20 protein-coding genes are annotated in these 16,618 nt (G+C 48.4%); 12 read left to right on the top strand and 8 right to left on the bottom strand.

The genetic code is table 11. The features are described from left to right. Position 1 precedes the first annotated feature (1 nt). The 4 genes from EC843_RS04690 to EC843_RS04675 all read left to right on the top strand — a co-directional run bounded on the left by EC843_RS04690 (position 2) and on the right by EC843_RS04675 (position 2,404). Entirely contained in the window at positions 2-640 is a 639-nt protein-coding gene (locus tag EC843_RS04690; RefSeq protein ID WP_133521746.1) for a DUF2612 domain-containing protein, read from the top strand. A 2-nt stretch (positions 641-642) separates the two neighbouring features. Continuing rightward, entirely contained in the window at positions 643-1,509 is an 867-nt protein-coding gene (locus tag EC843_RS24775; protein ID WP_243739116.1) for a phage tail protein, read from the top strand. A 1-nt stretch (position 1,510) separates the two neighbouring features. Beyond that, a complete protein-coding gene (locus EC843_RS04680) occupies positions 1,511-1,939 on the top strand; it encodes a tail fiber assembly protein (RefSeq protein WP_133521745.1) in 429 nt (142 codons plus the stop codon). 84 nt (positions 1,940-2,023) lie between these two features. Further along, positions 2,024-2,404, top strand: a complete 381-nt coding sequence (locus EC843_RS04675) for a S24 family peptidase (RefSeq protein ID WP_133521744.1) — start codon at positions 2,024-2,026, stop codon at positions 2,402-2,404. Between the two features lie 412 nt (positions 2,405-2,816). Here the strand turns inward: EC843_RS04675 and EC843_RS04670 are convergent, their stop codons facing one another. From EC843_RS04670 to EC843_RS04655, 4 genes are all read right to left on the bottom strand, one after another. Further along, the gene (locus EC843_RS04670; RefSeq protein WP_064545532.1) at positions 2,817-3,329 is read right to left on the bottom strand and encodes a serine acetyltransferase; all 513 of its coding nucleotides are present in this window, start codon (positions 3,327-3,329) and stop codon (positions 2,817-2,819) included. Positions 3,330-3,472: 143 nt separating this feature from the next. Continuing rightward, positions 3,473-3,709, bottom strand: coding sequence for a sulfurtransferase-like selenium metabolism protein YedF (gene yedF, locus EC843_RS04665; protein WP_064545534.1), 237 nt, complete (start codon positions 3,707-3,709; stop codon positions 3,473-3,475). Continuing rightward, positions 3,706-4,920 carry a selenium metabolism membrane protein YedE/FdhT gene (gene yedE / locus EC843_RS04660; protein ID WP_133521743.1) on the bottom strand — a complete coding sequence of 405 codons (1,215 nt, stop codon included), beginning with the start codon at positions 4,918-4,920 and terminating at the stop codon, positions 3,706-3,708. Before yedE ends, yedF begins: the two co-directional genes overlap by 4 nt. Before the next feature lie 244 nt (positions 4,921-5,164). Further along, positions 5,165-5,416 carry a hypothetical protein gene (locus tag EC843_RS04655; RefSeq protein WP_064545537.1) on the bottom strand — a complete coding sequence of 84 codons (252 nt, stop codon included), beginning with the start codon at positions 5,414-5,416 and terminating at the stop codon, positions 5,165-5,167. 473 nt (positions 5,417-5,889) lie between these two features. Between EC843_RS04655 and yedD the strand changes: the two genes are divergently transcribed. Further along, positions 5,890-6,312 (top strand): lipoprotein YedD, encoded by a 423-nt coding sequence (gene yedD, locus EC843_RS04650; RefSeq protein WP_133521742.1) that lies wholly within the window; start codon positions 5,890-5,892, stop codon positions 6,310-6,312. Between the two features lie 49 nt (positions 6,313-6,361). On the opposite strand, the gene amyA is transcribed toward yedD, so the two are convergent. The 4 genes from amyA to fliD form a co-directional block, all read right to left on the bottom strand. Then, on the bottom strand, positions 6,362-7,849 hold the full coding sequence (amyA, locus tag EC843_RS04645) for an alpha-amylase (RefSeq protein ID WP_133521741.1): 1,488 nt from the start codon (positions 7,847-7,849) through the stop codon (positions 6,362-6,364). 96 nt (positions 7,850-7,945) lie between these two features. Further along, on the bottom strand, positions 7,946-8,320 hold the full coding sequence (gene fliT, locus EC843_RS04640; RefSeq protein WP_133521740.1) for a flagella biosynthesis regulatory protein FliT: 375 nt from the start codon (positions 8,318-8,320) through the stop codon (positions 7,946-7,948). Beyond that, complete coding sequence (fliS, locus tag EC843_RS04635) at positions 8,320-8,730, bottom strand: flagellar export chaperone FliS (protein WP_133521739.1); 411 nt, start codon at positions 8,728-8,730, stop codon at positions 8,320-8,322. Before fliS ends, fliT begins: the two co-directional genes overlap by 1 nt. A gap of 17 nt (positions 8,731-8,747) precedes the next feature. Beyond that, positions 8,748-10,160, bottom strand: a complete 1,413-nt coding sequence (gene fliD, locus EC843_RS04630; protein WP_133521738.1) for a flagellar filament capping protein FliD — start codon at positions 10,158-10,160, stop codon at positions 8,748-8,750. 266 nt (positions 10,161-10,426) lie between these two features. On the opposite strand from fliD, the gene EC843_RS04625 reads away from it, so the two are divergent. The 7 genes from EC843_RS04625 to tcyN all read left to right on the top strand — a co-directional run bounded on the left by EC843_RS04625 (position 10,427) and on the right by tcyN (position 16,605). After that, entirely contained in the window at positions 10,427-11,644 is a 1,218-nt protein-coding gene (locus EC843_RS04625) for a FliC/FljB family flagellin (protein ID WP_121813814.1), read from the top strand. Positions 11,645-11,807: 163 nt separating this feature from the next. Beyond that, positions 11,808-12,527: an RNA polymerase sigma factor FliA gene (locus tag EC843_RS04620; RefSeq protein WP_064545552.1), complete on the top strand. Its 720-nt coding sequence runs from the start codon at positions 11,808-11,810 to the stop codon at positions 12,525-12,527. A gap of 32 nt (positions 12,528-12,559) precedes the next feature. Beyond that, a complete protein-coding gene (gene fliZ, locus EC843_RS04615) occupies positions 12,560-13,111 on the top strand; it encodes a flagella biosynthesis regulatory protein FliZ (protein WP_064545556.1) in 552 nt (183 codons plus the stop codon). 85 nt (positions 13,112-13,196) lie between these two features. Next, positions 13,197-13,997, top strand: coding sequence for a cystine ABC transporter substrate-binding protein (gene tcyJ, locus EC843_RS04610; RefSeq protein WP_064545558.1), 801 nt, complete (start codon positions 13,197-13,199; stop codon positions 13,995-13,997). Between the two features lie 131 nt (positions 13,998-14,128). Further along, complete coding sequence (gene dcyD / locus EC843_RS04605) at positions 14,129-15,115, top strand: D-cysteine desulfhydrase (protein ID WP_133521737.1); 987 nt, start codon at positions 14,129-14,131, stop codon at positions 15,113-15,115. Between the two features lie 72 nt (positions 15,116-15,187). Further along, a complete protein-coding gene (tcyL, locus tag EC843_RS04600) occupies positions 15,188-15,856 on the top strand; it encodes a cystine ABC transporter permease (RefSeq protein WP_064545562.1) in 669 nt (222 codons plus the stop codon). Continuing rightward, positions 15,853-16,605 carry an L-cystine ABC transporter ATP-binding protein TcyN gene (gene tcyN, locus EC843_RS04595; RefSeq protein ID WP_064545564.1) on the top strand — a complete coding sequence of 251 codons (753 nt, stop codon included), beginning with the start codon at positions 15,853-15,855 and terminating at the stop codon, positions 16,603-16,605. Before tcyL ends, tcyN begins: the two co-directional genes overlap by 4 nt. Positions 16,606-16,618 lie beyond the last annotated feature (13 nt).

Genomic DNA, 16,618 nt, shown 5'->3' with positions numbered 1-16,618 from the left:
CATGTGGCAAGACACCGTTCTTACCCAGTACTCTGCCAGTCAAAAACTTCTATCCATAATTAGCACCTTTGATCAGGCCACCAGTCTTGATGATTTTACGGATGAGTTTATCGCAAGAGTATGGGATTTAACGACTTGTGAGACTTACGGTCTTGATGTGTGGGGAAAGATAGTAAATATTAGCCGGTATATAATTGCGCCTATTGAAAGTACTTCTTTTGGTTTTGGTGAGGCTGATGATGCAAATCCTGATTACCCGACGCCATTCAATGAATCTCCATTCTTTGGCGGCGTTCAAGAGACGACTAATGTAAGGCTAGGCGACGATGCATATCGAACTTTAATATTATGCAAGGCATTTACGAACATTAGCATTGCCACCATACCCGAGATTAATAAGTTTCTTAAAATACTCTTCTATGAAAGAGGGAGAGCTTATTGCGTAAATTATCGAGATATGACTATGGGGATAACGTTCGAGTTTGAACTGGCTCCGTATGAAGAGTCAATTATGACTAACTATGATGTTGTTCCCATCCCTAGCGGTGTACTTATTAATATCAATCAGATCGTGAGTCCATATTTTGGATTCGCTTCAGATGCATATCCATTTAATGATGGAACATTTTACAGAGAATAAATATGAATCGTACCGATGCACCTGTAAAGCAGTCAACCCCGTTCGCTGTTAATGGTCAGCGTGAGCCAATTTTGCCAACCACTCCAGCGGGAGATAGTACAGCATCCTATTCGGATGGGTTCCCGCCAATTACCATGATCCTGAAATCTGCCGGCGGGTTACCTCCGAAAGGTCAGGATATGAATCAGATTTTATTTGAGCTTTCAGCGCTTGCGCGATGGGCCAGTTCAGGCGCAACAAATGCCTGGGATGCTGCATTTTCAACTGCTATTGGCGGCTATCCGATGGGCGCAGTAGTGCTCGGAACCGATGGCACTACGCAATATAAGAACACTGTAGATTCAAACACCACAAATCCAAACACCGGTGGTGCCGGGTGGTTCAATGTAACAACCGGTTATCTCAAGACCGCAAGCAACCTTGGAGAAATTGCAGCCGCTGGATCTACTGCTGTGGCGGCAGCTCTTGCAAACCTTGGACTGAAAACAGCAGCACAGCGTGATGTGGGTACTGGTGCGACTCAAATCCCGGACATGTCTTCATTTACAGGCGCATGGACAGGCGGTGGTGGGACACCAGTAGTTACTGGCGCTGGCTGGCGCAAGGGGCCGGATGGAGTCATTGAGCAATGGGGGGTGTTCGGATTCGGTCCTGATGCTACTGGTACTGACGTGGTATTTCCCACCCCGTTCCCTAGCAGGGTTGAGTCAATTATTCTGACGTTTGCTGATATTCAGGAGACGCAGCTATCACCGACCACCATGCCAGCTATAGGGGTTAATTCTGTAGGCACCGTTCGAACAGGGTTCACTGCGCGAATGTCAGGCAGTGGCGGTTATAACTTATTTTATATGGCTATGGGGAGGTAATATGAAAGAGATAATCAGCAGTGTATATAGCCCATCAGAGAACGCTATTTATCAATCAGCACTCTATAATGAGTATTCCGCAGCGGGAACGTGGCCGAGAGACGGTATCAACATAACTGAAGGCGATGTAAAACAATTCAATGGTGGGAATAAGCCATCCGGGAAGATGCTTGGCTTCGTAAATGAAAAGCTATTATGGATAGATCTTCCACCATTAACTACTGAAGAACTGGCTGTAGCAGCAACAGCCAAGAAAAAACGGTTGATAGCAGAGGCATCAGATGTTATTGCACCGCTGTTAGATGCAAAAGACGGTGGATATATAGATGAAACTGACCTTCCTGTGCTGATTGCCTGGCAGAAATACCGCTACGCGGTGACGAAAGTTGATCCAGCCAAGCCTGTATGGCCTGAGAAACCAGCCGCATAGGAACGTTTAGTGTAAACCTCCTTGATCTACCTTCTGGTTAAAATATACTGTGATTATATACAGTATAAATCAGAAGGTATAATCATGGGCTTCCCATCTCCAGCGCTCGACTTTGCAGAAAAACGCGTCAGTCTCGATGATCATTGCATCACCGTACCGCATGCCACGTATCTTGTGCGGGCTGCGGGTACGCACTGGCGCGCAGGAATCATGAGCGGTGCGTTACTCGTCGTCGATAGCAGCAAGACGCCATGCGATGGTTCGATTGTCGTGGGTACGGTGCAGGGTGAATTCAGGGTATTGAGATTTCGGAAAGTGCCGAACCCTCATCTTGAGGAAATCGACCATCCGGAGAATAAGTTTTCACTGCTGGATGATTTTGAGGATGACGGAGTGTTCGGCGTGGTGACGTGGATACTGAACGATGCCAGGAGTGGAGAGTTCGACGATGTTCCGGTGATGTGATGGGGCATGGATGGGACAAAAAATTAGCGCGAACTCTCATGAACTGTGACCTTTGTTCTGAAAGTTTGCGCTAAGCATCTGTCTTAATGCGTGATGTTCCGTGTATTTCCGTGTTCTACAAAATCAGAGCCTCATATGATGAATATGCAGGTGTAATTACCCTTCATACTTGAAATTGTATCTGTGTTGGCTGCATTCGTTCGTCCGACAAATCTGCCGGGAGCAGATTTGAACGCTGTTAGCAGCGCCCCGAAGGGGTGAGGCCCATGTATGGGCCGAATAATTACTTACTTGAGTAAGCTCATCGGGACTTACTCAATTGCCGCTTTGATACAATTCCAACTATTTTGGTAATTGGGATTTGCTTTTGTGAATTAAGTCAATACAACTAAAGTATGGGATTGAATAATATTTAGATGGTTAAGGTTTCGTGTTTTTCGAGAATAACCATTTTATTGCTGGAAATAACCGTGCTATTTGCTGGGACGCTTTTTAAAACCAGAGTTCCAACGCCAATGGTCACGTTGTCGCCTATCTCAATATCATCACCAATGATGCACGAATGGGCGCCCATATTGACGTTGTTACCCACGTTAAATTTGATATCTACACCATTTTTATTGCTACCAAGGGTACAGAATTGCCGGATGGTAAAATTCTCGCCAATAATACAATTTCTGTTAATAATCATTGAGTTGCCGTGCCATATTTTAAAGCCTTTACCAATCTTTAAATGATAATTCAGTTCGACACCAAACAATCCTTCATTAACCACTCGATTGAGAATCACAAACATCAATGAAAGCGGGTACAGCGCCTTTGTTTTGGCGTGAATAGTTGCCATTCTGAATATTAAAATAATGAGCTTAGATTTGGCAGTGTTGATTTTTAAGTCATATTTTAATGTCGACAAGAAATCACGCATGGCGTTGTTCCATTTTAGGATTATAAGAATAATCTTAATTCATAATTGTTAACTCGCCATTGAGTTTGCGAAATCTTTTCTAAGCTTGATAAGCATTGCACATTTTAGATGAATGGCGAGGGTTTTATCCCTCGCTCTGGTGTTCAGCGTTGAATCAAATAGCGAATAGTTGGGCCGTCTTGTTGAATATCCAGCACCGTATAGCCGTGGTTTTTGGCATCTAAAGGGATGTTATTTATTGACTGCGGGCAGTCGCTCACCACTTCAAGAATTTGGCCTTTCGCTAATTGTGGCATGGCCTCCAGTGTGGCAACTGCCGGGTAAGGACAAGGTTCACCGACCATATCCAGGCGGAAATCTGGTACATAATTGTGGCTCATACGCTCTCCTTAATAGGCTGGCTACTGTGCAGGTTTTTACGACGGAAGAACTGTTTTTCCCAACTGACAATGAACAAAAATGCGGCCAGCAAAAGCAAATAGGTGACCAGTAAACCGCCGAGCGGGCCAAAGGTATCGAGTAAGTTGACTTTGTCCCACTGGGTGGCGAGGGCAGGTGAAATATCGTCCCAGTAGTATGCAAGGATCGTGGAACCGATAACGTTGCCTAATCCTACCCACCAGTAATGAACTTGTCCTTCAACCGCGCGATACATCCAGCCGGTTTCACACCCGCCAGCCAGTACAATCCCAAAACCAAACAACAACCCACCGATGACAGCGTTAGGGCCAGCCCACATAATTTTTGGCGCAACACCAAGCTGAACATAACTGAAGATACCAATAGCACTGACCGCCATACCTAAAATGATTGCTTTCGCCATATGCGTACGACCAGTGATCCACATATCCCGGAATGCCGAGGTAAAGCAGATTTGCGCTCGCTCAATTAACAACCCAAACCCAACGCCAAACAGCATGGCGATACCGAGTTTCGGTTGATTCATCGCGGTAAGTGCGCCCCATCCAACCATACCTGCGAATACCAACATACCGATGCGGAAGCGGCGTTTTGCTTGCTCAGGGCGTTGGGTGAGTGGCGAGGCGGCAGAGACTTTTTGTAGTTTGACGGGAATACGGAACAGCGGGAGAAGGGTGAATTTTGCACCGAACCACGAACCCATCGCAGTCGCTAAGGCGAAGAACCAGGCATGCAGAGAAAACTGGGGAATACCGGTAAAGAATGCCGCCAGATTACAACCCATCGCCAGACGTGCACCAAAGCCGGCAATGATTCCGCCTAACACCGCCTGGATAATACGTATGCGGTGTTGGGGCATCCGCAGTTTCACGTTATTGGCCCACAATGCGGCCGCAAAACATCCACCGAACATGCCGATAATCATCATGCCGTCAATGCGTGTTAAAGGGTTGCCATCAAGATGAATGAGTTTGAAATATCCCCACTCTTCAGCGTGAACACCCATTAATTGCAGAAGCTGCCCACCCCAGCGGGTAAATTCGCCGGTGACAGCCCAGAATGTTCCTGTAAGGCCGAAATAGTAAGTTGAAAGAATACCTGCTGCGATAACGGCGGGCATCGGAGCCCAGAACTTAACCAGATAATTTAATTTGAATTGTTGCCAGGACATTTTCTTACCTCTGAACTCAGAAGGTGATATGTTGCATAAGGGGCTAAAATATATACTCTTTTCCCTTTATCCAAAACCTCTGCAAAACTATTCTTCAAAATACCCCTGCTTTTTATGACAACAATCAAATAACCAGCCTGATCCATTCCTTTCCCCGAACCATGCAGCTGAAAAATGCATTCTCGAATAATTTAATACATATAAGCATTAAAAGACCCGCCGGGGCGGGTCTTTGTCTTTTTGATTATTTTAGATTCGTGCTCAAGTCTGATTTGTTGGAGCAAAAACGCGTTGCGTAGTCGTCAGTCTGAAAGGATTGTGATCGGTATTTTTCACAGTCACTCGCAATATTAAACTTAGCGATGTGTCGTACAGTGTGAAAATACTGGCTATAAAGGTGAACAGACTCCGTTGATTCTTCAACCTCGCTATCCACCATAATGGCGCTCACCACCACAACAACAACCAAGAAAACCACAGCAATCATCCATTTCATTTCTCACGTTCCTGGTTGGTTAAATTTCTGGTAACCCTGGTGATCATCTTTCTTATATGCGTGAGCTTTAGCGAGGAGTCTTAACACCTCTCAGTGGGCGTGTTTTCATTTCTTTGCGCTTTTGCTGATTGCGAGCGCTGCTTTCGACATATACACAGCACAGGATTGCTATTGCTGCAATTATCCATTCCATTACTGTCACTCCGCTGATTACCCTAAAAAATAGGCGCGAAATTTAGCGCCCATATCGTTTGTTTTCTCCTCTTTTTGTGCTGTCGATCACATTTTCAAATTGGTTTTTGCTTAGCGATAAGCATGGCTGATGTCTTCGCTCCAGACTCAGTTTGCTTTTGACGGTGCAAACTGCCGTTTCAGCAGATTGGCAGACGCCGCCTCTTCCCAAAACAGAGAAACACTGGCGAGCTAAGTGCTTTAATGCGAAAATTATTTTTTCTCCGCGGTCAGGATAGATGATGAAGAAGATTGCATTATTGACAGTGTTGCTGGCGTTGAGCGGCTGTGTGCAGGTTGAAAATTACCGCGAAGTGGTGAAAGCACCAGCACCTGCAGGGCTTGCAGGGCTTGCAGGGTACTGGCAGTCACAAGGTCCGCAAAGTGAGATGGTCAGCCCCGAAGCGATAGCGACGCTGGTGGTGACTTCTGCGGGCGATACGCTGGATTGCCGTCAGTGGCAGCGCGTAATGGCTCTGCCGGGTAAACTGATAGTGCGTTCAGACGATTGGTATAACGTCACGAACAAGCGTGAAGTTTATAGCGTAGAGCGCTTCGGAGATACGCTGGAGTATGCGGGGATGACGCTGAAACGTGTTGAGCGTCCAACGCAGGAATGTGCTGATTATTTGCAGAAAAACCCGCTGCAAACCAAATTACCGTAGGGTAGGGTATCCCTCTCCTTATCACTGGAGAGGGAGGTTCCAGACCCATTTATAACACTTCTTCTATCACCCAAACGCTGACACTGCCGCCGTTACAGGCGAAGGTTGCGCTACCGTTGGCATCAGTCGTCACAGTCTCCTGCCGATTGCCCAAATAATCTCGCCAGTTTTTGCCACCGTAATTATCGCCAAGCGTAATGGTTTTCTCGCCTTCATCGCCGTTAGATAACACCACCACGCAACCGGGGTGTTCATCAGTACCGCTGCGGCTGAATGCGATGCAATTAGGACTATCGAAGTAAAGAGTTTGCACACCGTGAGCAAAGAGTTCGCGGGCGTGAATTAAATCATCCAGCTGTTCAATTACGGGCATGTCGATGTGATAAGTCTCGCCATCGCCACCTTCGTCGTCGTAGCTGGCACCGAATAAATCCGGATAGAACACGCTTGGCACGCCATTTTCGCGCAACAAAATAAGCGCATACGCCAGTGGCTTGAACCACGGTTCAACGGGCGCTTCGAGGGATTGCAGTGGCTGAGTGTCATGATTGGCGACAAGGGTAATGGCGTGGAACGGATCGGCTTCTACCAGCGTGCCGGTGAAAATTTGGCTCATGTCATATTCGCGGCCTTGCTTTGAGGCCTGGTGGAATTTCATTTGCAATGGCGCATCAAACAGCATCGTTTTGCCATCCACCTGAGCAATATATTCCTGAAGTTTATCAACTTCGTGCGACCAATATTCCGCGACGATAAACAACGATTGTTCCGCTACTTCCTGAACATGCTCAATCCATTCTTTGTAGAACCATGCTGGAATGTGTTTCACCGCATCAAGGCGGAAGCCATTACAGCCCGTTTCTGCCATCACCCAGCGCGCCCAATATTTCAGTTCTTCCGTCACGGCATGGTTACGGAAATCGATATTCTCGCCCATTAAATAGTCGAAATTACCCAGTTCATCATCAACCTGATCGTTCCAGCCTTCGCCGGTGTAGTCGTTGATGATTTTAAAAATGCCGTCTTCCGTCGGGTTTTCAATGTGGTCAACGCCACTAAAACATTTGTAATCCCAGATAAATTGCGAATATTTACCGGCGCGGACAGGGAACGTGTAGCGTGTCCACGCCTCACATTCGATCACGCCGTCGTCTATCTCATTGCGGTTTTCTTCGTTGACGCGATTCACGCGAATACGTTCTTTTTCGTCCGCGCCCATTTTGTGGTTAACCACCACATCGAGCAGAACGGAGATTTCATTCTCCTGCAGGGCTTTTATCGCGGCCAGTAATTGTGCTTTGTCGCCGTATTTAGTCGGCACAGAACCTTTTTGGTCAAACTCACCGAGGTCAAAAAGATCATAGCTGTCATATCCTACCGAGTAGCCACCGGAACTGCCTTTATAAGCTGGCGGTAACCAAACCATATTGACGCCAATATCATTGAGCGTGGCTGCACGTTCTGCCACTTCAGCCCACAACTTGCCCCCGCCGGGGTAGTACCAATGGAAAAATTGCAACAAGGTTGGATTGCGCATGTACAGGCTCCATAAAGAGGGATCTCAATTATGGATGATATGCCTGGAAATGCCTGGTGCGACAAGCTCAGTCGTTCTCGCACCAGGAATAGAAGATCAGGAAGTGATGTCTTGTTTGTCTTGCGGAGCCAGAATCTGGCCTCCCTGTTTACCATAAGCGGTTAACACGGATTGTTGTATGGAAGATTGCCCTACCAGTTTCGCCAGTTCATCCATGCGTATTTGCAGTAAGCGTTTAATCTCGCTTTCGTTGTCCAGAATATTCTGGAGCACAGGGCTGAGTTGCTCCTGCATCAGCATGGAGAGCTTAATGTCGCTCATGAATTGAGTGAGTTCATGCACCGCGTTAACGTAATCCATTTCACTAGCGATTAATTCGTCCCACATTCCTTTGCGGGCGTTGTTTAGCATCACCTGGCTCTGCTCTAATAATTGCTGATAGCGAATGTACAGTTGCGGTGCGTGGTTCATTAGACTACGTCCTGAATCCGGTTAGGCATCAGAGCAACTTCTTTCCAGGCATCGGCAATATTTCGCAGCAAGTTCTCGACCTCTTCGATCGCGCTGACATCATTGTGTAGATTGGCCTGGAAGATACGTCGCACCATGTAGGTATAAAGAGCGTGCAGATTCTGTGTCAGTTCGTCGTTGCTGGTTTCATCAATGCCGATTTTCAGCCCGTTATCGATGATATTAATGGCTTTAGACAGCGAAAGGCCTTTCCCTTCCAGGTTGCCATCCTGCAAAAAAAGACGCGCACGGACTAACGCGTTGAGCGCACCATCAAACAACATAGTCACTAGTTGTTGCTGGCTGGCACTCATCACCGCGCTTTCCACTTCAATTTTTGCATAGGCCTGAGTCGCTTTTGCCCCGTACATATCTGCTCCTGGATTAATTATTTTTTGCTGGAACTGGTATCAAACTGTTGAGTCAGATAGCTGCTGGTGGAGTTCAGTGAACTCATCATCACGTCCAGTTGAGTAAATTGCGCCTTGTAACGCGCCATCTCTGAGTCAATACGTTCACTGGCTTTGTTGTACTGTGCGGTCAGACTGTTCAGCGTCTTGCTCACACCGTCGGTTGCCGCCTTGATGATTCCGGTGCTGGAGAGCCAACTGGTCAGGTTGTTGCCGATGGTGGTGGTGATGCCGCTGGTTTTACCGTCGCCAACAATCATCTCCTGAACCCCAGACGCATCTTTTTTCAGCGCCGTTTTCAGTTTGTCGCCATCGAGTTCTAACTTTCCGGTGCTCGGGTCTGACGTCACACCGATTTGTGCCAGCGTCTTAAATGATGAACTGCTCTGGGTATTGTTGAGTAACCCTTTGAGTTGCGTCTGGATAGTACGCAAGGTGCTGTCGCCAAGCAGTGCGCCGTTGCTGGAGTCTTGAGCATCGGCTCCCGTATCAACCGCAGTGTATTTGGTTAAGCTGCTGAAGGTGTCCTGCAAGGCGTTATAGGCATCGACCCAGGCTTTGACTGCGGTTTCTGCTTTAGAAGTATCTTTGGTGATGGTCAGCGTTTGGGTGCCGGTGGTGACATTATTCAGATTGAGGGTGATGTCTTCCAGCGCATCGCTGATGGTATTGCTGCTGTTGGTGATTTTAATGTTGTTCACCGTCAGCTCGGCATCTTGCGCGGTAACGCTCTCTTCCATACCGTTCGCGGCATCTGTGCTGGTGCCGTTATAGCCCATAAAGCTTTGCAGGGCGCTGTCACCGCTGACACTCAGGCTCATGGCATTGTCGCCACCGGTATCGTCAGAGGTAATAGACAGACGATATTGGCCGTTGCCGACGTTGATAATACTGGCACTAACACCCGCTTTGGCATTATTGATGGTGTCGCGAATGCCGCTCAGTGAGGAGTTGGCAGCACTAATATCAATGGTGACCGGTTTTTTATCGCCACCTTGTTGAATGGTCAACACGCTGTCGCCGGTGGCAATCGCTGTCTTGCTGTCGGGTTGGGTATTTTTGGTAGTCAGCGTTTGCGATTGCGCCAGTTGAGTGACGTTAATCGTATATTTCCCGGCCACTGCATTACCGGTAGTGGTCGCGCTGAACGCGGTGCTACTGCTGCTGGTTGATGTCGCAGTAAACAGATCGGCTTTATTGAGCGCGGTGTTGGCGGTCTGGAAGCTGACCAGTGCGCTCTTCAGGGTGCCGTAACCGCTCAATTTTGCTGTAAAGGAACTTTGTTGTTTTGAGATTGGTGTTAGCGTCGCTTTTTGTGCTGCCTGCAGGCTATCGAGAATGCTGCTCAGATCCAGACCGGACCCGATCCCCAGCGTAGAAATACTAGCCATATTATTTCCTTAATGTATCGATGCATAAAATGAATACCGGGAGTATCGGCCTGGAAAAAACAAAGTTTACGATTAATTTCTTTTTTTTAATGGCAAGAATAGCGGTAGAGGGCGAGAGTATTTCCGGTGCTAAAAATTTTACTGTGAATGTAAAAAAATTCTAAAGGTTGTGGGGGACCAGACGATAACAGGTTTAACGGCAACGAAGCCGACGGGTGGAAACCCAACCCATAAACCGTAGACTTGAAACACAGGAAAAATAAATCATGGCACAAGTCATTAATACCAACAGCCTCTCGCTGATTACTCAAAACAATATCAACAAGAACCAGTCTGCTCTGTCGACTTCTATTGAGCGTCTGTCTTCTGGCTTACGTATTAACAGCGCGAAGGATGATGCTGCAGGCCAGGCAATTGCAAACCGTTTCACGTCCAACATTAAAGGCCTGACTCAGGCTGCTCGTAACGCCAACGACGGTATCTCTGTTGCACAGACTACTGAAGGCGCACTGTCAGAAATCAACAACAACTTACAGCGTGTACGTGAACTGACTGTTCAGGCTTCTACCGGGACTAACTCTGCTTCTGACCTGTCTTCAATCCAGGATGAAATCAAATCCCGTCTGTCTGAAATTGACCGCGTATCTGGTCAGACTCAGTTTAACGGCGTGAATGTACTGGCTAAAGACGGCAAAATGTCTATCCAGGTTGGCGCGAACGATGGCCAGACTATCGATATCGACCTGAAAAAAATCGACTCTACTACACTGGGTCTGAATACTTTTAACGTGACTGGCCCGGTAAGTGCGGCGGGTGAATTTGGTAAAGCGTCAACTGCAACTGCAGTCACTGATTTCACCAAATATTACGGTGCCACTACTCAAGTTGTAGATGCTAAAGTATCAGAAAAAGGTGCAGCAAATGACCTTTCTACTCGTCTGGGCCTGGCAGCTGGCGGCGCGACTTTCGCTGATGATGTTTACGCAGATGATAACGGCAACCTGTTTGCAAAAGTCACTGTCAAGGCGACCACAGCGGCTGAAAGCAACAACTTGAAAGCTAATGGCTTCGATATTGCTAGCGGTGCTCAACAAGATTTTTATGTTGCCGTAGATCCTGAATCTGCCGATGTTTCAACAGCAACAGAAGCCTCGTTTAAAATCGATACCAAAGCCTTGAGCTTGAGCAGCCTGACTTCTGGTTCTACTACTGATCCGCTGGCAAAACTTGATGCTGCTATCGCTTCGGTAGACAAATTCCGTTCTTCTCTGGGTGCGGTACAGAACCGTCTGGATTCAGCGGTAACCAACCTGAACAACACCACCACTAACCTGTCTGAAGCGCAGTCCCGTATTCAGGACGCCGACTATGCGACCGAAGTGTCAAATATGTCTAAAGCGCAGATCATCCAGCAGGCGGGTAACTCCGTGTTGGCAAAATCTAACCAGGTTCCACAGCAAGTACTGTCTCTGCTGCAGGGCTAATCGCCTGATACCTGACCAAACCCTGCCTCGGCAGGGTTTTTTCGTATTAATTGTTATCCATAACCGCAAATAACCCCTCATTTCACCCACTATTCTTGCGATTAAAAACCCTCCAGAAACGGATAATCATGCCGATAACTCAACTAACGCAGGGCTGTTTATCGTGAATTCACTGTATACCTCTGAAGGTGTAATGGATAAACACTCGCTGTGGCAGCGTTATGTACCATTGGTGCGTCACGAAGCATTGCGCCTGCAGGTACGCCTGCCCGCGAGTGTGGAGCTTGACGACCTGCTACAGGCGGGCGGCATCGGGTTGTTGAATGCAGTGGACCGTTATGATGCCCTGCAAGGAACGGCATTTACTACCTACGCGGTGCAGCGCATCCGTGGGGCGATGCTTGATGAGTTGCGCAGCCGTGACTGGGTGCCACGCAGCGTCAGGCGTAACGCTCGCGGTGTTGCGCAGGCAATGGGTCAACTGGAGCAAGAGCTGGGCCGTAATGCCACTGAAACTGAAGTGGCAGACCGGTTGGATATCCCGCTCAACGAATACCGTCAGATGTTGCTCGACACCAACAACAGTCAACTTTTCTCTTATGACGAGTGGCGTGAAGAGCATGGCGATAGTATCGAACTGATTACTGAAGAGCATCAGCAGGCGAATCCACTACAACAACTGTTGGAAGGGAATCTACGCCAACGCGTAATGGACGCCATCGAGGCGCTTCCGGATCGTGAAAAGATGGTGCTGACCCTTTACTACCAGGAAGAGCTGAATCTGAAAGAGATTGGCGCGGTACTGGACGTTGGGGAGTCGCGCGTCAGTCAGTTGCACAGCCAGGCGATTAAACGCTTACGCACCAAGCTCGGTAAGTTGTAGGCCGTACATTATAATACGTCCGGGATAACATCATGACGGTGCAGAACTTAAAAAAGCGTCCTTTAAGCCGCTATTTAAAAGACTTTAAACACACACAGACCCATTGTGCTCATTGTGCGAAATTGCTCGACAGAATTACGCTCACCCATCGTGGCGAGATCGTCAGTAAAACGGCTATCGCGCAGCTTGATACGTTAATTGATGAACACAGCTGGCAGATTGAACGCCCGTCCTGGGCGGCGTTGTGCCGTTTTTGCGGCGATTTATACTGCAAAGAGCAGGATCACTATTTCGATATTATCGGCTTTAAAGAATACCTGTTCGAACAAACCGAGATGAGCCATGGCACCATCCGTGAATACGTGGTGCGCTTGCGCCGTCTGGGTAACTATTTATCTTCACAAAACGTTCCACGGCCTTCTTCGCCTGCCGCTTACCTCGACGACTCATTTGATGCGTGGTTGCCGCCAACCAGTACCAACAATTACCGTATTGCTCTGCGCAAGTACGGGCAATTTCAAACCCTCAATCAAAATATCACTGCCCATTACCAGGAAAATAAATCAACTTCTGATATATATTAAAATGGCATAAGTTGTAGCACAGTGGTTTTGATTGATTATATTAAGTCGCTACAATACAACAATAATATCGACATTCGGGGTAACTATGAAATTAGCAATGGTGGGGCGTCAGGCGCTGATGGGCGTGCTGGCTGTGGCATTGGTTGCAGGTGCGAGTGTTAAAACCTTCGCCGCCGAAAATTTACTGGCAAAAGTCAAAGAGCGCGGCACGCTGCTGGTTGGGCTTGAAGGGACTTATCCTCCATTCAGCTTTCAGGGTGATGACGGCAAACTGACCGGTTTTGAAGTGGAATTTGCTGAGCAGTTGGCACAGCATTTGGGCGTAAAAGCCTCACTGAAGCCGACCAAATGGGATGGCATGCTGGCGTCGCTGGACTCTAAACGCATCGACGTGGTGATTAACCAGGTGACCATTTCTGATGAACGTAAGAAGAAATACGATTTCTCTACGCCATACACCGTTTCAGGTATTCAGGCGTTGGTGAAAAAGGGTAACGAAGGCAGCATTACTGGGCCGGATTCCCTGAAAGGCAAAAAAGTGGGTGTGGGTCTGGGGACTAACTACGAAGAGTGGTTGCGCGCCAATGTGCAGGGCGTTGACATCCGTACTTATGATGATGACCCAACGAAATATCAGGATCTGCGCGTAGGCCGTATTGATGCGATTCTGGTCGACCGCCTGGCCGCGTTGGACCTGGTGAAGAAAACCAAAGATACCCTGGCGGTAGCGGGCGATGCGTTCTCACGTCAGGAAGCTGGTGTTGCAGTGCGTAAAGGCAACGAAGACCTGGTCGAAGCGATTAATAAAGGTATTGCTGAGATGCAGAAAGATGGCTCACTGGCCAGGCTTTCCGAAAAATGGTTTGGTGCTGACGTCACCAAATAATTAATTTGGGATGCCCAGGGCGGATTAGCGTAAGCGACATCCGCCTTTTTTATTTGTATTTGCCAGCATTTTGTCAGGCTGGTGCATAATGAATAAATCTGGATTTTATTCAAAGTGTAATGGAGTTGCTCATGTCTCTGCACAATCTGACGCGATTTGCGCGTCTGGAATTTATCGGCGCTCCGACGCCACTCGAATATTTGCCACGTTTTTCCGATTACCTTGGCCGCGAAATCTATATTAAACGTGACGACGCCACGCCGATGGCGATGGGTGGAAATAAGCTGCGTAAACTTGAATTCCTGGCGGCAGATGCGTTGCGTGAAGGTGCCGACGTGCTGGTTACCGCTGGGGCGATTCAGTCAAACCACGTGCGCCAGACCGCGGCAGTTGCGGCAAAACTCGGCCTGAAGTGCGTCGCACTGCTGGAAAACCCAATTGGTACCCAGGCGGAAAACTATCTCACTAACGGCAACCGTTTGATGCTCGACTTGTTTGATGTCGAAATAGAAATGTGTGATGCGCTACATTCGCCGGATAGCCAACTGGAAGAAATTGCCCTACGTCTCGAAGCGCAAGGCTTTCGCCCGTATGTGATTCCTGTTGGCGGCTCGAATGCGCTGGGCGCTTTGGGCTATGTGGAAAGTGCGCTGGAAATCGCGCAGCAGTGCGAAGGTGCAGTCAATGTTTCATCGGTGGTGGTCGCTTCAGGAAGTGCCGGGACGCATGCCGGGCTGGCGGTTGGCCTCGAGCAAGTCATGCCTGATGTTGATTTAATCGGCGTCACCGTTTCGCGTTCGGTTGCCCAGCAGTTGCCTAAAGTGGAAGCGTTGCGGCAGGCGGTCGCGCAATCGCTAAGTGTCAGCACGTCAAACCCAATACATTTATGGGATGATTATTTCACTCCGGGTTATGGCCATCCTAATGAAGAAGGACTTGAAGCCATTAAAATTTTGGCGCGCCTCGAAGGGATCTTGCTGGATCCGGTTTATACCGGCAAAGCGATGGCCGGGTTAATTGATGGAGTGGCCCAGAAGCGTTTCAAAGACGAAGGCCCGATAATCTTTATTCATACCGGTGGTGCGCCTGCGTTATTTGCTTACCATCCACATGTTTAATGAGATTTTGAAGGGCGACACCCATTTGGGTGTATTACAAGAATAAAAAGACAGACAGGGTGTAATTCAAGTATGCATGAAAGTATTCAACTGGTGCTGGATTCGGCACCGTTTCTGCTTAAAGGTGCCGTCTTTACGCTGCAACTCAGTATTGGCGGCATGTTCTTTGGGCTGATACTCGGTTTTATGTTGGCGTTGATGCGTTTGTCACCGTTTTGGCCGTTCTCCTGGCTATCGCGTTTTTACGTGTCGATTTTTCGCGGTACGCCGTTAATCGCGCAGCTGTTTATGATCTATTACGGTCTGCCGCAGTTTGGTATTGAGCTGGATCCTATTCCTGCGGCGATGATCGGTTTGTCGCTGAATACCGCGGCTTATGCTTCCGAAACCTTGCGTGCGGCGATTTCGTCTATCGAAAAAGGGCAGTGGGAAGCCGCAGCGAGTATCGGTATGACGCCGTGGCAAACCTTACGTCGGGCGATTTTACCGCAGGCGGCTCGTGTCGCATTGCCGCCGCTGAGCAACAGTTTTATCAGTCTGGTGAAAGACACGTCCCTTGCGGCCACTATTCAGGTTCCGGAATTGTTTCGCCAGGCGCAGCTTATTACCTCGCGTACCCTCGAGGTATTTACCATGTATCTCGCGGCGTCATTGATTTACTGGGTAATGGCAACGGTGCTTTCTTCGTTGCAGAACTACTTTGAAAATCAGTTAAATCGCCAGGACAGGGATCCCAAATGAGCGCAATCGACGTAAAACAACTGGTCAAAAAATTCCACGGGCAGACCGTGCTGCATGGTATCGATCTGGAAGTGAAAGCGGGCGAAGTGGTGGCGATTATCGGGCCAAGTGGCTCCGGTAAAACCACCTTGCTGCGCTGCATAAATTTGCTGGAACAACCCGAGTCCGGCACCATCAAGGTCGGAGAGATTTCCATTGATGCGGCGCAATCATTGAGTAAGCAGAAAAATCGAGTGCGCGAACTGCGCCAGCATGTTGGGTTCGTGTTTCAAAGCTTCAATCTTTTCCCGCATCGGACGGTGATTGAAAATATCATCGAAGGGCCCGTGATTGTAAAAGGCGAACCGAAAGAAGAAGCTATAGTGCGGGCGCGTGAGTTGCTGGCGAAAGTTGGCCTAAGCGGTAAAGAAACCAGCTATCCGCGTCGTCTTTCCGGCGGCCAGCAGCAGCGTGTAGCCATTGCGCGCGCATTGGCGATGCGCCCGGAAGTGATTCTGTTTGATGAACCGACATCAGCGCTTGACCCTGAGCTGGTGGGTGAAGTGTTGAGCACGATTCGCCAGCTTGCGCAAGAAAAACGCACCATGGTGATCGTGACGCATGAAATGAGCTTTGCGCGTGATGTTGCAGACCGTGCCATATTTATGGATCAAGGCCGTATTGTTGAGCAGGGGCCTGCACGTGAATTGTTTGCTAATCCTCAACAACCACGCACTCAGCAATTCCTGGAAAAATTCCTCACCCAGTAATTCGTATGGCCCC

This window comes from Buttiauxella sp. JUb87 (genome assembly GCF_004361975.1).
Classification (GTDB): Bacteria; Pseudomonadota; Gammaproteobacteria; order Enterobacterales; family Enterobacteriaceae; genus Buttiauxella; species Buttiauxella ferragutiae.
This window is presented reverse-complemented; position numbering and strand designations above follow the sequence as displayed.

Coding starts and splice junctions, on each gene's coding strand:
- EC843_RS04690 (WP_133521746.1), top strand. CDS start 2: ATGTGGCAAGACACCGTTCTTACCCAGTACTCTGCCAGTCAAAAACTT.
- EC843_RS24775 (WP_243739116.1), top strand. CDS start 643: ATGAATCGTACCGATGCACCTGTAAAGCAGTCAACCCCGTTCGCTGTT.
- EC843_RS04680 (WP_133521745.1), top strand. CDS start 1,511: ATGAAAGAGATAATCAGCAGTGTATATAGCCCATCAGAGAACGCTATT.
- EC843_RS04675 (WP_133521744.1), top strand. CDS start 2,024: ATGGGCTTCCCATCTCCAGCGCTCGACTTTGCAGAAAAACGCGTCAGT.
- EC843_RS04670 (WP_064545532.1), bottom strand. CDS start 3,329: ATGCGTGATTTCTTGTCGACATTAAAATATGACTTAAAAATCAACACT.
- yedF (WP_064545534.1), bottom strand. CDS start 3,709: ATGAGCCACAATTATGTACCAGATTTCCGCCTGGATATGGTCGGTGAA.
- yedE (WP_133521743.1), bottom strand. CDS start 4,920: ATGTCCTGGCAACAATTCAAATTAAATTATCTGGTTAAGTTCTGGGCT.
- EC843_RS04655 (WP_064545537.1), bottom strand. CDS start 5,416: ATGAAATGGATGATTGCTGTGGTTTTCTTGGTTGTTGTTGTGGTGGTG.
- yedD (WP_133521742.1), top strand. CDS start 5,890: ATGAAGAAGATTGCATTATTGACAGTGTTGCTGGCGTTGAGCGGCTGT.
- amyA (WP_133521741.1), bottom strand. CDS start 7,849: ATGCGCAATCCAACCTTGTTGCAATTTTTCCATTGGTACTACCCCGGC.
- fliT (WP_133521740.1), bottom strand. CDS start 8,320: ATGAACCACGCACCGCAACTGTACATTCGCTATCAGCAATTATTAGAG.
- fliS (WP_133521739.1), bottom strand. CDS start 8,730: ATGTACGGGGCAAAAGCGACTCAGGCCTATGCAAAAATTGAAGTGGAA.
- fliD (WP_133521738.1), bottom strand. CDS start 10,160: ATGGCTAGTATTTCTACGCTGGGGATCGGGTCCGGTCTGGATCTGAGC.
- EC843_RS04625 (WP_121813814.1), top strand. CDS start 10,427: ATGGCACAAGTCATTAATACCAACAGCCTCTCGCTGATTACTCAAAAC.
- fliZ (WP_064545556.1), top strand. CDS start 12,560: ATGACGGTGCAGAACTTAAAAAAGCGTCCTTTAAGCCGCTATTTAAAA.
- tcyJ (WP_064545558.1), top strand. CDS start 13,197: ATGAAATTAGCAATGGTGGGGCGTCAGGCGCTGATGGGCGTGCTGGCT.
- dcyD (WP_133521737.1), top strand. CDS start 14,129: ATGTCTCTGCACAATCTGACGCGATTTGCGCGTCTGGAATTTATCGGC.
- tcyL (WP_064545562.1), top strand. CDS start 15,188: ATGCATGAAAGTATTCAACTGGTGCTGGATTCGGCACCGTTTCTGCTT.
- tcyN (WP_064545564.1), top strand. CDS start 15,853: ATGAGCGCAATCGACGTAAAACAACTGGTCAAAAAATTCCACGGGCAG.